The sequence below is a fragment of the Acidicapsa ligni genome, from assembly GCF_025685655.1.
Lineage (GTDB): Bacteria > Acidobacteriota > Terriglobia > Terriglobales > Acidobacteriaceae > Acidicapsa > Acidicapsa ligni.
In genome coordinates this window covers 87,821-102,974 of record NZ_JAGSYG010000002.1, presented here as the reverse complement: position 1 = coordinate 102,974, position 15,154 = coordinate 87,821, and the positions used below count along the sequence as shown (strand labels likewise).

8 protein-coding genes are annotated in these 15,154 nt (G+C 56.4%); 2 read left to right on the top strand and 6 right to left on the bottom strand.

The genetic code is table 11. The features are described from left to right. Positions 1–3 precede the first annotated feature (3 nt). Positions 4–1,137: a tRNA 2-thiouridine(34) synthase MnmA gene (gene mnmA, locus OHL19_RS06830; RefSeq protein WP_263356894.1), complete on the top strand. Its 1,134-nt coding sequence runs from the start codon at positions 4–6 to the stop codon at positions 1,135–1,137. A 52-nt stretch (positions 1,138–1,189) separates the two neighbouring features. Here mnmA and OHL19_RS06825 read toward each other — a convergent pair whose 3' ends face one another. The 4 genes from OHL19_RS06825 to OHL19_RS06810 form a co-directional block, all read right to left on the bottom strand. Next, positions 1,190–1,711 carry a hypothetical protein gene (locus OHL19_RS06825; RefSeq protein WP_263356893.1) on the bottom strand — a complete coding sequence of 174 codons (522 nt, stop codon included), beginning with the start codon at positions 1,709–1,711 and terminating at the stop codon, positions 1,190–1,192. A gap of 107 nt (positions 1,712–1,818) precedes the next feature. Next, positions 1,819–2,214, bottom strand: coding sequence for a YtxH domain-containing protein (locus OHL19_RS06820; protein ID WP_263356892.1), 396 nt, complete (start codon positions 2,212–2,214; stop codon positions 1,819–1,821). Between the two features lie 477 nt (positions 2,215–2,691). After that, complete coding sequence (locus OHL19_RS06815) at positions 2,692–6,324, bottom strand: Ig-like domain repeat protein (protein WP_263356891.1); 3,633 nt, start codon at positions 6,322–6,324, stop codon at positions 2,692–2,694. Between the two features lie 233 nt (positions 6,325–6,557). Then, on the bottom strand, positions 6,558–8,381 hold the full coding sequence (locus tag OHL19_RS06810; RefSeq protein ID WP_263356890.1) for an acyl-CoA dehydrogenase family protein: 1,824 nt from the start codon (positions 8,379–8,381) through the stop codon (positions 6,558–6,560). Between the two features lie 251 nt (positions 8,382–8,632). Between OHL19_RS06810 and OHL19_RS06805 the strand changes: the two genes are divergently transcribed. After that, positions 8,633–10,270, top strand: coding sequence for a cellulose synthase family protein (locus OHL19_RS06805; protein WP_263357622.1), 1,638 nt, complete (start codon positions 8,633–8,635; stop codon positions 10,268–10,270). 1 nt (position 10,271) lies between these two features. On the opposite strand, the gene OHL19_RS06800 is transcribed toward OHL19_RS06805, so the two are convergent. Together OHL19_RS06800 and OHL19_RS06795 are read right to left on the bottom strand one after the other, a co-directional pair. After that, positions 10,272–11,687 carry an amidase gene (locus OHL19_RS06800; protein WP_263356889.1) on the bottom strand — a complete coding sequence of 472 codons (1,416 nt, stop codon included), beginning with the start codon at positions 11,685–11,687 and terminating at the stop codon, positions 10,272–10,274. After that, positions 11,684–15,115: an FG-GAP-like repeat-containing protein gene (locus tag OHL19_RS06795; RefSeq protein ID WP_263356888.1), complete on the bottom strand. Its 3,432-nt coding sequence runs from the start codon at positions 15,113–15,115 to the stop codon at positions 11,684–11,686. Before OHL19_RS06795 ends, OHL19_RS06800 begins: the two co-directional genes overlap by 4 nt. Positions 15,116–15,154 lie beyond the last annotated feature (39 nt).

Below are 15,154 nucleotides of genomic sequence, written 5' to 3'. Positions count from 1 at the left end.
CCCATGCCCGTCACCAGCGTAAACACGACCATCGCAGTCGCCATGTCCGGCGGCGTAGACTCCTCCACCGTCGCAGCCATGCTCCGCGCCGAGGGAGCCGAAGTCATCGGCCTCACCCTCCAGCTCTGGGATCAGAACCGGCTGGCTGGCAAAGCTGGCGTTCCCACCCGGTCAACCGGCCGCTGCTGCTCGCTGGACGATGTCTATGACGCCCGCCGCGTCGCCGAAACCCTCGACATCCCCTACTATGTCGTCAATCAGCAGGAGCGCTTCGAGCAGGATGTAGTCAAGCCCTTCGTCAACGAATATCTTGCCGGACGCACGCCGATTCCCTGCTCCCTCTGCAACAATCACCTCAAGTTCGACCAGCTTCTGCGCACCGCCCGGCAGATCGGCGCGGATCGCATCGCCACCGGCCACTACGCGCGCAACGAGTACGACCCAATCCGCGATCGCTGGATTCTGAAGCGTCCATCCGACCTCGCCAAAGATCAGACCTGGTTTCTAGGCGGACTCACCCAGGAGCAGCTCGCTCACACGCTCTTCCCTCTCGGGCATCTGCAAAAGCCCGAGGTGCGCGAAATCGCGCGTCAAAGCCACCTGGCCCTCGCCGACAAACCGGATTCGCAGGAGATCTGCTTCATCCCCGGCGGCGACTACAAGCAGTTCATCACCAATTACCTGGAGGAGCAGGGCCAGCAGGTTCCTGATTCCGCCGGCGATCTGGTCACCGCCACGGGAGAGCGCCTCGGCGCCCACGAAGGTATCCACAACTTCACCATAGGGCAGCGCAAGGGGCTCGGCGTCACCTCTCCCAACCCGCTCTACGTCCTCCAAATCGACTCCGCAAGCCATCGCGTAACCGTAGGCGAAGAGTCCGAGCTGAACTCAAAATCCTTCCGCGTCAAAGATCTCAACTGGATCAGCATTCCCGATCTGACCGAACCGATTCGTGTCCAGGCAAAAATCCGCCATCGTCACGACCCGGCATGGGCATGGCTCCAGCCCGATGGCGAAGGCTTTGCGCTCGCCACGTTTGACGAGCCGCAGCGCGCCGTCACGCCCGGTCAGTGCGCTGTTTTTTACGACGGCGACGAAGTAGTCGGTGGCGCATGGATTCACGAAACATTCAGCTAGCCTCATGGGACTAGCCGACGCCGCAGCGAAGACTAGATAAACATAATCCCTGCTAGATGAACATATCTTTGTCAGCAGCGGAATGAGTAGGCTTTCGCAATGGATCACGCGGATCGACATGGCGATATGTATCGATTACCGCCCTTACAGCAGCCAATATACCGTTGACCTGGCGCACCGGCGCAGCCACCGCAGACTCCAGGACCACTCCTGCTCGCTCAACTGAATTAAGTCCGGACGTCAGCATCGCGTCGATATGCTTTGTCTGCCGATTCACGCGGTCCACGATCTCCGAAACAGAAACACGCACGGACGCCGTTTCCTTGCGCAATCCCTGTGTAAGTTCTGCAAGATCCGCAGTAACCGTAACCAGTTGTGGCCCAACCCGCTCCATTAAATCCCGCGATTGGCGCACCATCGGCATGACATTGACCCTTATATCCTCGGTCACATCCAGCACAGACTTCGCGGTTTTCTTGAGCGAAAGAAATATGCCAAAGAGCACACATGCCTGCAAAAGCACAGACAAACCTGTGAATGCGACGAACACGATCAGAATTGTCTGGGTATCCATAAGTCGAATCTCGTTCACTCAGGCAGGACTACAAATCCCGCCTCAAAATAAGGAAACGCAGGGCACATGCATGCCCTGCGCCTCGGCTAAAAACGCAGGCTGTCCGATTAGGAGAGCGGACCTTCACCCGGTGCAGCGGTAGTGGTTTGATAAGCCTGGCGACCCGCATCGACCGCAGCCGATACTTTCACCGTCTGATCATTGACGAAGCCTTTGCCCTTATCGACAAACTCTTCCCACTGCGCGCGGCCCTGATCAACCACACCACGTCCACGCTGAACATACTCCGATGCCTTGACCTTGCCCGTATCCACCAGATGACCGGCCTGATCAACCACCTCACGTGCGCGAACACGCACATACTCCGATCCATCCTTCGCTGAAGTCAGAAGGTCTTCACGTGTTTCGCGCCCACTCTTAGGTGCATACAAAATTCCAACGAGTGCTCCAAGTCCCAAACCTGCAAGGAACCATCCGAATGCCTGCTGATTATCTGTCGCCATAAAGGAAACTCCTTTCGTAACACATGAAGTAGGACCGATATTACCCAATCCCGTGAGTGCATTAAGCCTGTTGCACTGGCAAGCTCCCAGTGTAATCGAAAACTTAATCCTGACTCACCCCATTGGACGCTAACTTGCAGATTGAAGTTGCCCCAAAGGGCTCATCCCTCGCTTAGAGCAAGATTAGCCCACACAGGATCAGGCCAGCCCAGGCATTTGCCACACACCCAGTCCGAACACTCCAGTCCGACATTGCCAGTCCTGCATTGCCAGTCCTGCATTGTCAGTCCTGCATTGCCCGCCTCTGATACCAGCCTCAAAAGCAACGCAAACGGCCACCCCGTTTAGGATGGCCGTTTGCGTAAATTGCCCGATTTTACCGCGGTACATTCGTTTTCTTGCTTTTGCTTTTCTGTTTTCTGGCTTTTGCTTTTCTGTCTGTCATTCCCGCAGGGAATCTGCTTCTGCCCTTAGCCTCTACTGCGGCACATTCACCGTTACAGTACTTGTCGCCGTCAGCGCAGGATTCTTCGAGTCGACACCCGTTACCTGGAAGACATATGTCCCCGCAGAGACAAACTTCGGCTGCGACACGCACGCCGTAAAGCCTGACATGGAGACAAGCAGCAGGACCGCCGTCAGCATATTCTTCCATCCACGCCGTCGTGCCGGAATGCCAAAGAACAAGGCAAATGCCAATATCGCACTGCCCGCACCCAGCCACCGTCCCGCAACACCTGAAGCCGTAATTCCCGTCGGCAGCTTTGTTCCATTGCCGAAGATCAGGATTAAGCTGCCTCCCGTTCCATGTGCCGCAACGGTTGCAGTGCCCGGATCCATCGCGCACTCCGCCGGAGTAGACGTCGACATCGTCGTATTGCTGGTCAGCTTGCAGGCAAGATTCACCGTACCCGCATAGCCTCCCACAGAAGTAGCGACGATATTCCCCACCTGCGTCGAGTGCTCTGAAGAGAGGGTGAGGTTAAGGTCATTCAAAGTAAAGATCGCAACCAGGTCCGTAACCTTGATCGCGTTCGACGTTGACCCGCTGTAGTTGGCATCTCCCACATAGACAGCCCTGATGCTGTTAACCTGATTCACGGCAAAGTTCGAGACGGAAAAAGTCGCCGACCCGCTCGCCAGAGTAGTCCCAGAGGCAGCAACGCCCTCCAGATGAACCTCACCCAGAACCGTCGATCCATCCTGCAGCTCTACCTCGCCGGTCGGAGCAGCACCAGCACTATTCGTGCTGAGGTTGACCGTGAAAGTAATGGCCTGCCCGTTATAACTCGTCGCGGATGAGGTAAGCTGCAACTTCGTTGTCGCCTTCACCACATCGACGACAGCTTGTCCGGAACTAGCCTGGAAACTCGCGTCTCCACTATAAGCCGCTCTGACAGCGTACTCACCCACCGGCAGTATCGTGTGATTGACAGTGGCAGTGCCGGTCGTCCCAAGAGAGACCGGGCCGCCCAATGTCTTATCATCAACAGTGAAAACAACTGTTCCGGTAGGAACGCCGACTTTGCTATTTCCAACAGGCGCAGCCGTCAGATCGGCAAAGTAGCCATAAGGAGTGCTGGCCGCGCCATCCACCCCACCCGAAGTGGGGTTCAGCTCCTTCACCGTAACCGTCGTCGTACTCGGCTCCGGAGCAACCGTGATCGCAACGGTATTGGATACGCTCTGCGAAAGACTTGCGATGCCCTGGTAAGTCGCTGACAAGTTGTAGCTTCCACCTGGAAGATCGGCGAGAGTAATGTTGCCTGTAACTCCGCCTAACATCAGGGGAAAACTGCCCAGCGTAAGTGCCTGCGGAGTTGTGCTTGCGGATAGAGTAACTTTCCCCGTAGCAGTATCGCCTTCATTCGTGACATTGACATTGGCCGTAACCGTCTGTCCATGTTGAATCGAAGTAGGAGAAGCCATCAACTGCGTCGTTGTTGATCCAAGCGCTACGCTCGACCAGCTCGTAATCATGTTGGCGACATCCACACTGCCCAGCCCGGAAGCTAAGTCATAACCCGCCGTCGTATTGTAGCCCTTCAGAAAGTAGTACCCCGCCGAGTCATTCGCACAATCTGGCGAATTGGTAGCGCAAGGCACAGAGTTATTGCCCACAGTTACATCATGAAAGACCGAGGGTGCAAGACTGGCATTCCGTGCGAGGTTATAGAGCACATAATCAGCCTGTCCCTGCCGCTGCCCGGTCGCCTGCTTCACCAGCGCGAGAACACCCGCAAACGCCGGAGCCGATGCCGATGTACCGCCATAACCAGAGACATAGACCTCGTCGCTATCAGCTCCAAACGGCACGCAATCTGTAACTGGATTACCGTTCGCATCCGTATCCTGGTCCGTGCAAACAGCCCAGGTTGCGAGTGCATGTCCATTGCCTGCGAACAGGGAAAGATCGGGGATATCGCGCGCGTTATCTGCAGGCACTCCCGATGCCACCTGCCATGCAGGTTTCACGTAACCGGATTTGCAATCGAGCGAGCTGTCGGCATTTATCGTTCCTACAGTGCAATTGCTCCTGCCTCCACCCGCTGCGGAAAGCTGATCATACCCGAGCGTACTAACCTTGTTAGCGGAGTAACTTGCCGGCGGATAGGTATCCGCATCATAAGTATCATTCCAGGGAGATTCAGGAATATACGTATTCGCTGTACGAAGCCGATTCGCATTCACTGGCAAAACATAGTTAGGATAGTTAGCCCCATTGCCATCCGGTCCCAGCAACGCATAGAAGTCTGTTCCACCGACCGCAATATCGTAAGCTGTCGAGGCCACGCCATTGACCTGCAATCCATAACTCGCCTCAGTCACCGCATTGGGATCGTCGCAATTAGCGGAACCGGAATCTCCAGTCGCAGCTACAACCGAAATTCCCTGTGCCGTCGCCTGCTCCCAGAAGGTCTCGAACATTGCATTACCCGAGGCTCCCAATTGCCCCTCGCACTCACCAAAACTAATGCTGAGAACATCCACGGCATTCTTATCGATAGCGAATTTGACAGCATCCTGAATTCCGTTGTCACCACCCGCATAGTAGAAATAAACGTTCGCACCAGGCGCAATTGCACTGGCGATTTGCGTATCGATATACCCCTCGATAGCATCTCCATTCGTTCCCGGATCTGTGCCATTGGCCAGCTTCACGATCGGTGCCAAAGGAGCAAGATCAAACAACGTGCGATAGTTGGCGTTCTGCGTGATATCGATAAAGGAGTCGCCAACGATACCGATCTTCACTCCGGTTCCATCAAACGTGCCGTTGCCAAGATAGTTGGCATTCAATGCCCCGTTCGGCGTGTCATAAATGGTCGCTGCATCGGCTGGCCCAACATAAAGAAACTCCCCGCCGGACGCGATTGATTGATTCGGACGAAGCTTGCTCAGCGAAGCAGCATCCGGACGAACCTGGTGCGTCTTCGTGTCATAGATACCCCGAGGCCCAGCCTTGGCCATCGACTTCAGATGAAAATCGTTCAGAGTGCTGACACCCGCCACCAGCGGAGCCAAAGCCGCTGGAATCTGAGGATCGCTCACATTCGCGTGATGCGTCTCTCCATTCACAACAAACGTGTGAATCGAAGTGTGAAACGCCTCTCCGATCTGCCCCGCCGTTCCAGAAAACTGGATCGCCGTATGCCCCTCATTCGGCCCCGTCACCGTCATGCCGTGCGATTGCAACCAGGCCGTCGCCGCAGCGATATCCGAGTCCGCCGCGCCCCACTGCGCCGCAAACTGCGCCGGGGTAAGCCACTTGTGAAAATTAGGCGACGTGCTGTCATGCAGCGATTCAATCGAAGCTCGAAGCGCCGACTCCCGCTCCGGACTGCGCTGCAATACCAGCAGCAGATCGCTCTCCTGCATGGAATCAGGCACTGCTCCACGATCCGCCGCCTTCGTAGCCAACGGGTGCGTATTGCCCTTGAGAACAACACGATGGGCCTCGTTTACCGATTCGGTAACAAGAGCAGGCTTACTGGATTGCGCATGTAAAACCACTCCGGGCAAAAGCATCCCAGCCGTCAGCGCAACTCCTGAACCAGAAAGAAACAAGGAACGAACAACACGAGAGATGGGGGAGAGTAAGGCATTCATAACGAACCTCAGGGGAGGCAAAGCGGAACGAACCGCGATTGAGTTGCCGGGTACGCAATAACCCCGGAATGAAATGAAACGGCTCTTGGCGCCCTCGCACAGCCTCCATCGAGGGGTTAATCCCGGCAGAGGCAGCTCTTTGAGGGTACGCTTTGATACGTCAAGGTTTAGAGTAGTGCGCCATCGAAGTCAAGACAATCCAACCTATAGGTCATGTCCTATCACCCGGAAGCCTAGAAGCGGTACCTTCCCGCGTCAAGCGAAAAGCTCGCAATCGTCCTGCTCAGCGCCACCACATCCACCGGAACCACCTTGACGAACCGGCGCAACACCGTCAGTTGAATGGCCAGGGCATCCCCCTCGCTCGATGCCGCCAGAACCCGCCGCGCCGCCTGCTCCACCGACCCCAGTGCCTCATCCGCAAAAGCCGAAGTAATCGCCACCGCCAGGTCACTTCCGCCGCCCTTGCTGCCCACTAATTTACTGGCCACCAGCTTGCGTGCCCGGAGCAGCGCCGACTCCAGCGCAAAGACAGCCATAATGCAGTCCGCAAGATCGGCCATGATCTCCTGCTGCTCCTGCAATCCCGCCATAAACCGCTGCGATGCCGCCCCCGCAGCCAGCAACGTGATCTTGCGCAGATTCCCAAGCACCTTTGCTTCCCTGCCCAAAACCATCTCACCCTCCTCATCGGAGGCAAAGCTCGGCGGCTGCGTGATTTCGTCCATAAGTTGCTTGATCGCAGCCAGCAGAGGAAGCTGCCCATTCATCGCCCGCTTCATCAGCCAGCCGGTAATGATCATCCGGTTGATTTCGTTCGTTCCCTCAAAAATCCGGTTGATCCGGGCATCCCGGTACAGGCGCTCCGCAGGATAATCCTCAACATATCCATACCCGCCCATGATCTGCACCAGTTCGTCCGCGACAAACCCCATCATCTCCGACCCAAAAACCTTCAAAATCGAACATTCAACCGCATATTCCTCGATACGCTTCTGAATCTCACGCGAAGAACCAGCCACCTCCGGCGCCATCTGCGCCAGCGCCGCGTCCATCATCCCCGCCGTCCGATACGTCATGCTCTCCGTAACAAACAAGCGTGTAACACTCGCAGCAATCTTCCGCTGAATAAGCCCAAACTCCGCGATCGGCTTGCCAAAAGCACGACGCTCCTTCGCATACCGAATCTGGTGCTCGATCGCCATCCGGGCCCCGCCAACACAGGCCACTCCCAGCTTGAACCGCCCCACATTCAAAATGTTGAAAGCGATGTGATGCCCCTTACCCACCTCGCCCAGCAGATTCCCAACCGGAATCCTGCAATCGGCCAGCACCAGCGCGCAGGTCGACGAGCCGCGAATCCCCAGCTTGTGCTCCTCCTTGCCAACCGTAAGCCCTGGCGTCTCACGCTCCACCAGGAACGCGGAAAATTTCTCCCCATCGACCTTCGCAAACACCGTGAAAAGATCCGCAAACCCGGCATTCGTGATCCACATCTTTTCGCCATTCAGCACATAACTCGCGCCATCCGCAGAAAGCACCGCCTTCGTCCGGATATTCATCGCATCCGATCCCGAAGTCGCCTCGGACAAGGCATACGCCGCCGCCCACTCCAACGAAACCAGCTTGGGCAGGTACCGCTGCTTTTGCTCTTCCGTCCCATACCAGACCAGCGGTAGCGTCCCAATCCCCGCATGCGCACCGAATGCCGTCGCAAAACTCGCCAGCCCCGAAAGATGGTCAGCCACCACCGCCGAAGTCGTCTTGTCCAACCCCAGCCCGCCGTATTCCTCCGCAACATCGACAGCCGTAAACCCCAGATCCGCCGCCGCTCGCAGCAGCTCCCGCATGACGCCCGGCTCTTTCGCCTCGACCTTCGCGACCATCGGCAGCACCTGCTCCCGCACAAACCGCCCGGCCGTATCGGCAATCTGCCGCTGCTCCTCGCTCAGATCCTCCGGCGTAAAAACCTCTCCCGGCAGACGATCCTCCAGCAGAAAACTGCCCCCGGCTGCGGCAACAATCGAAGATGTGGCGGATAAAGTAGAGCTGGACATAGCGGCAAATCCTCCCGGCATCGCCACCTTACGCCCCCAGCGCCTGCCCAGGCAACCAATGGCGTGTTAATCCGCTTCCCATCACTAAGAATCAAGTCCCAAATGCGGACCGCTCAATCGCTTACAATCGCATAGGACCCTTGTCTGGAGGTTTCCCCCTGTTTTCCGTTCTCGAAGCAAGCCAAATCCAGTCGAGTCTCGCCTCGATCTCCAGTCTGTGCTCCGGCCTGTTTAGCGGCCTGCCCAGCAGTCTGCCACACTGGACCGCCAGCCTTGCCTTCGCTCCCCAGAGCGGTTTTCGTCACTTTCTCAAAACACAGTACGCCGACCAGACCTTCAAAGGCCTCTATACTTGGAACGGCTTTGACGCCGCGCTGCTCCTGCCCTACTTCGCCGTCATGATCGTGCTGGCCATCTACGGTGTGCATCGCTACCAGTTGGTCTATCTCTACTTCAAGCACCGCAAGGACTACCACCCGGAACCACCCGGCAAGTTCACCGAACTGCCCCGCATCACCGTCCAGTTGCCCATCTACAACGAGCAGTTCGTCATCGACCGCCTGCTCGAAGCCATCTGCGCAATGGACTATCCCCAGGACAAGCTGGAGATTCAGCTCCTCGACGACTCCACCGACGAAACCCAGCAGGTCGCAGCGGCCATCGTTGCCCGCTACGCAGCGCTCGGCCATCCCATCGTTTACATGCATCGCGAAAACCGCCACGGCTTCAAAGCCGGCGCTCTCGATGCTGGGCTCAAAGTAGCCAAAGGCGATCTGATCGCCATCTTTGACGCTGACTTCGTGCCTCCGCACGACTGGCTGATGAAAGTCGTGCATCACTTCTACGACCCAGCCATCGGCATGGTGCAAACCCGCTGGACGCATCTCAACCGCGACTACAGCCTGCTCACGCAGGTAGAGGCCATCCTGCTCGACGGCCACTTCGTCCTCGAACACGGCGCACGCGCCCGCTCTGGCGATTTCTTCAACTTCAACGGCACCGCCGGTATGTGGCGTCGCCAGGCCATCACCGATGCCGGAGGCTGGCAGCACGATACCCTCACCGAAGACACCGACCTCAGTTATCGTTCGCAGCTCGCCGGATGGAAGTTCAAATACCTTCCCGATATCGAATGCCCCGCCGAACTACCCATCGAGATGACCGCCTTCAAAACGCAGCAGGCGCGCTGGGCTAAAGGTCTGATTCAAACCTCGATCAAAGTCCTGCCTCTCATCTTCAAATCCAATGTCCCCCGGCGCATCAAGATCGAGGCCGTCTATCACCTCACCGCCAACCTCAGTTATCCGTTGATGGTCCTGATGACCGCGCTTCTCATCCCCGCGATGATCGTGCGTTTTTATCAGGGCTGGTTCCAGATGCTGCTGATCGACGTTCCCCTCTTCACCGCATCCACGTTATCCATCGCCACCTTCTACGTGATCAGTCAACGTGAGCTATTCCCCAAAAACTGGCTCAAGACATTTCTCTATCTGCCAATTCTGATGGCCCTCGGCATCGGACTTACCATCACCAATACCAAGGCCGTGATGGAAGCGCTTTTCGGAATCAAGTCCGCCTTCGCCCGCACGCCAAAATACAGTGTTGCCAAGAAGGGCGAAAAGTCCAAGGCCGCAAAATACCGCAAGCGCCTGCTTCTCACTCCCTGGATCGAACTCGCTATCGGCACCTACTTCGCGCTGGCCATCGTATACACCTTTACCAACAACAACTTCTTCACCGCGCCGTTTCTGTTGTTGTTCGTCCTGGGATACTGGTACACCGGCCTGATGAGCCTGTTGCAAGGCCGCTTCGAGCGCTGGAAATCCGGTGCCAGCCCCGACGCCAATACAGACGAGTCCAGCCCCAAACCCTTTCCCGTCGGCGTATAACTCAGTCGATGTTAGTTGCCATTGGCGGAGGCCGATAACCAAAAGCCTCATCCAGCACAACCGCGACACCCAACGCCAACTCATCCTCATAAGGCCGCGCCACAATCTGCACCCCGATCGGCAACCCCTCAGGCGATCTCCCCACCGGCACCACAACAGCCGGAGCAGCCAGCACATTGAACCACTGCGTATGCCGCACCGCGTCAAGATAATCCACCTGGCTCTCGCCAATCCTCCAGCTTCGCTCTCCATGTCGAAACGCAGGAATACTCGCCACCGGACAAAGCAGAATGGGATGGCTCTCCATCTCCTCAAGCATCCTGCTGCGCAATAAATCAAGCTCTGCCCACGCGTTCAATAACTCAGTCGCACTCAGTGGCCCAGCCTTCTCCGCAAACGATAGAAACTCGCGAAAGATTGGACTAAGCTGATCGTGTTTCCCACGAATCGCAGGCTCATAAAACATAGCTCCGCACTGCACAAAAAACTTCCACCACAACTGCCGCAACAACTCCAGCGTACGCGGACGAAACGGTTCCATACGAAAGCCTGCATCCCGCAACACACGCACCGAATCCCGAATAGCCATGCGCGTTTCTTCCGTCACTCCGACGCGGCCATCCTCCTCAAAATACCCAATCGTCTTTTCACGCAGACTCACTGGATCCAGCCTGCGAAAACCAATCGGAGCACTCACTGGATCGATAGCATCCTGTCCGGAAAGCGTCTCGAACAACAACGAAACATCCGCAATCGTACGAGCCATAGGCCCAATCGCACCAAGGACAGAAAACGGTCCCACGCACGGAGGCAAATGTCCTCGCCCCGGCACCCGTCCCGGCGTCGGCTTCAGCGCACAAATCCCTGTGAAATGAGCAGGCAGCCGCACCGACCCGCCACTATCGCTACCCAATCCACCCGCCGACATGCCAGCCGCAATCGCAGCCGATTCACCACCACTCGAACCACCCGGCGAGCGCCCCAGATCCCACGGATTACTCGTTCGCCCATGCAGCAGATTGTCCGTCTCATACGCCATCAAAAATTCAGGACAATTCGTAGTCCCAAGAATCAACGCACCCGCAGCGCGAAGCCTCGCCACCACGGCCGCATCCTCTCTCGCAACGCTCCCTCGATTGATCGTGCTGCCGATCTCACACAGATATCCAGCCGTCGCGATAGACGACTTCACAGTAACCGGCAATCCATGCAACGGCCCAATCGCATTCGTGGTCTCATCCAACGCGCGAGCCTGCAACCGCACTCTCTCCGCATCAAAATCCACCAACGCATTGATCGCAGGATTCAAACGCTCAATCTGCCGTATGTGCGCCTCGGCTAACTCAACGACCGATATCTCCCCCGATCGCAATCGAGCTAATTGGCGCGTCGCTGATTCCAGCACTAACTCACTCACCTCTGCATCGCCTCGCCATCCGCAGCAGGAGTCGATGGCCGCAGCTCATAATCAAATCGGAAGGAATGCGCAGGATCTCCGCTATCGAAGCGGTCATTCCACTCCAACTGATACTGAATCGACCGCGCATCGTCAGGAAACTTCTCGTCCGCAGGATACGGATACGCACTCATCCCATGAAACGGCAACTGCGAAACCGTAAACGGAGAAGCATCGTAATAGTCCATGTCCTTCACATATCCATTCGCATAGAAGAAGTAATCCCGCTTCCAATGCGGCGGCAGCGCCGGTAGAGCACTCGCATCGAACTCCGTCGCAATCTCTTCCCCACTGCCAAAGATAGCGAACTCATTATCAACGCCCTTAACCAGCGGAGTAACATCCCCAAAATGCGTATAACTTCCCCGCTGCCGTTGAAACGGCCCGGTAAGACTGACTTCGTCGTAGTTATAGCTCAAATCTCCAGAACTCACACCATCAATCTGCCGCGGATAACCATGAAAACGCAACCCCGCATGCGCCAGCGGAATCTCTGTCTCACGGACCACGCCTTTCTTCTCAGTCCCGTTATCGACCAGCAACTGATCCCAATAAATCTGTAGATTCGTCACGATGCGAATACGCCGCGTACCGATCGGCAACTTACCGCTAAGATCCACAACAATCGTTCTCTGCAGTCCCGCAGGAAATCCCATTTCCTTATCGATCCGCTTCCACGATCCATCGGCTGACTGCGCCTCGATATACGGTGACACCGGCGCAACGCCAGCCTGCCACGCTGCATACAACGAGCTCGCGCTGAAGTACTCGACATACCCCGTCAACAACAGCCGCAGCGGATTCGCAGCCTGCCACTTACCAATGTCCACGGTAAGTACATGCTGATTCGCAAACCCATCATACGGAGCCTTGATAAAGTCGCTCGCGAACCTGTGATCGCGCGCCAAAAGCAACGCCATCACATCGCGCCCATGATCATCCCACGCACCAACCGGCAAATGCGCCGCAGCACTTACCACGACACGACCCGATGCAAACGGCGGCTCATCCAAAAACCGCTCGTCCGGATAAACCTCCGTGCCTTCAGGATGATCCACCGCCCGCAGCCGTAGTTGATCGATGTAATTCACCTCTTCCATCGGCTCTGTAAAGCGCAGGCTCAATCGCCCATTCACCGTGGCCAACTGCGAACCATCGACCTTGATCCACTCATCCGGATCGGAGATATTACGTCGCGCAGGTGTGAACCAATGTCCCACAACACCCGCGCCGATCGTATCCGTCACCAGCGAATAATGCTTGCCGTCCCACGCGAACAACACAGGGCAGGAGCTGCCTCGGCGATCCGCTTCCGTGTAGGAAACAACCTGCTTCCGCGCAACATTGATCTCATCCTGAGGTACCCCCGTAGGCCATAACATGCGCAGCAGATCGATGCCTTCCGCATCCCCAAGTCCCGCCAGAATCTCCGGCGGACCCTGGCTAAGATAACCCGACGCTCCAGCCACTTCCCACTTCTGCCAGTTACCGTCAGAGAAGATCTCCACCTTGGTTCCAATCGACGTCTTGTTATCCGCAAAGCCCGTCAGCTTCAATCGCACCGAGTGATTCTTGTTCCCTCCATCATTGCGCAGCAGAACCGGCTGCCCCGTTGCTGAAGTGACAATCAGATCCGCATCTCCATCCCCATCCACATCCAATGCAATCAACGCACGCGGAGCAGCAAGAAAAATCCCATCCAATCCAAGCGTCTTACTCACATCATCAAAGCCACCATCGCCGCGATTGCGAAAGACGCGTACCTCCGCTCCACGCCGCGTCTCAACAATCGCAGCCAGATCAATCCAGCCATCATTATCAAAATCAATCGGAGTAATTCCCCACGCACGAATCGCGTCATGAATCGGCAGGTCCTCGCGCTCAAAACTCTTCCCATCCCGATTGCGCCAAAGCGTCACACCCGGCGCTCCCGAATGCGTAACCGCAACATCCATCCAGCCATCTTTGTTGAAATCAAGCACAGTGATACCTTCCGTGCCCGATAACTCATCGCCCACATAAAGAGGCTTCGCTGGATATTTACCCTCCCGCGGATTGAGATACAACACAGGAGCATTGCTATCTCCAGTTACAGCCAGATCGACAGCACGGTCATTATTTATATCGGAGAGAATCACGGAGTGAGTACGGCCTGTTCCGCCAAATCCCGCAGCCTCCGTCCACTCCGTAAAAGTGCCGTTGCCGTTATTCCGCCACAATACATTCGGCGCATCTCCAGGCTTCAAACCAGCACCCGTTACAAATAAATCCAGGTCCCCGTCGTGGTCATAATCCACAAACGATATGCCCGCAGGATGATTGCGCGACACAAGGCCCGCAAGCTGCGATCTATCCTCAAAATGCCCATGCCCCAGGTTGTGAAATAACTCCAGCCGATCCTCCAGCGCCACAACAAGATCCGAAAGTCCGTCGCCATCATAGTCCCCAACAGCACAGGAGATAGCTCGCCCATTCGCACGCAACCCCGTTTGCTCCGCACCCAGTTGCGCAAAACTCCCATTGCCGGAATTCCGCAACACGCGAATCGCAGAATCGCCTGACTCCATCAGCACTAGGTCAAACAACCCATCGCCATCCACATCCATCATGCAGCTACCGCCGCTCCCCGCATGATCTCCAGATTGCCCGGCCGATAAAGCCTGTTTCGTAAAGCGAACAGCAATCATCGGCTTCTTTGGCTGCACCGCCTCAGAGACAGCCACAGCCGTCGAGTAGTGCCCCTGGTCTCCATAACTCAAACCAATCGCGCTCGAAATCTTGGCGCTCGTAAGATGCTGGAATCGCTGAAAGTGTATCTTCGCTTCATCCGCTCGTCCTGCTCGCTGCAAAGTACGAGCCAATGCAAACTCTGAAGAAGCATGTTGAGGATTCGTTTCGAGTGCCTTGCGAAAGGCCGCAATCGCTTGGTCCGTCTGCTTCTCATCCTGCAAACAAACGCCTTCGAAATAGTAGGAATCCGCATCCCCGGCATCAAGCTCAACCGCATGTTGAAAGCTCATAAGTGCCGCCGACACATCGTTATTGGCTCGCTGCACGAGCCCCAGGTTGTACCATGCACGAGGATTCTTCGGCTCCAGCGCAATCGCACTTTTCAGCGCAGCCTGCGCCTCCGGCAGCTTCTGCAAATAGAGCAGCGCGATGCCATCATTCAACGCAGCTTCAGCCAGCGCCTTGTCTTTACCAAAGGCCTCCGCGAACGCAGCCTCCGCCCGCTCCGTCTGCTGCTGATTCATCAGAGCCACGCCGTTGTTATTGAGCCGCACCGCCTGCGAATCATGCTCGATAGCAGCAGCAGAAAGGCTGTTACCAAGAATAAGAGTCCCTATAACAAACAATACGGGGACAGTTGTGGTCTTCCAGATTTGCATGTACGGGATTCCTGACTCGCGCCAGACAAAATGCTCCGT

Bases quoted from the DNA above. Each gene is read 5' to 3' on its own strand.
- OHL19_RS06820 (WP_263356892.1), bottom strand. From the start codon at position 2,214: ATGGCGACAGATAATCAGCAGGCATTCGGATGGTTCCTTGCAGGTTTG.
- OHL19_RS06795 (WP_263356888.1), bottom strand. From the start codon at position 15,115: ATGCAAATCTGGAAGACCACAACTGTCCCCGTATTGTTTGTTATAGGG.
- OHL19_RS06825 (WP_263356893.1), bottom strand. From the start codon at position 1,711: ATGGATACCCAGACAATTCTGATCGTGTTCGTCGCATTCACAGGTTTG.
- mnmA (WP_263356894.1), top strand. From the start codon at position 4: ATGCCCGTCACCAGCGTAAACACGACCATCGCAGTCGCCATGTCCGGC.
- OHL19_RS06815 (WP_263356891.1), bottom strand. From the start codon at position 6,324: ATGAATGCCTTACTCTCCCCCATCTCTCGTGTTGTTCGTTCCTTGTTT.
- OHL19_RS06810 (WP_263356890.1), bottom strand. From the start codon at position 8,381: ATGTCCAGCTCTACTTTATCCGCCACATCTTCGATTGTTGCCGCAGCC.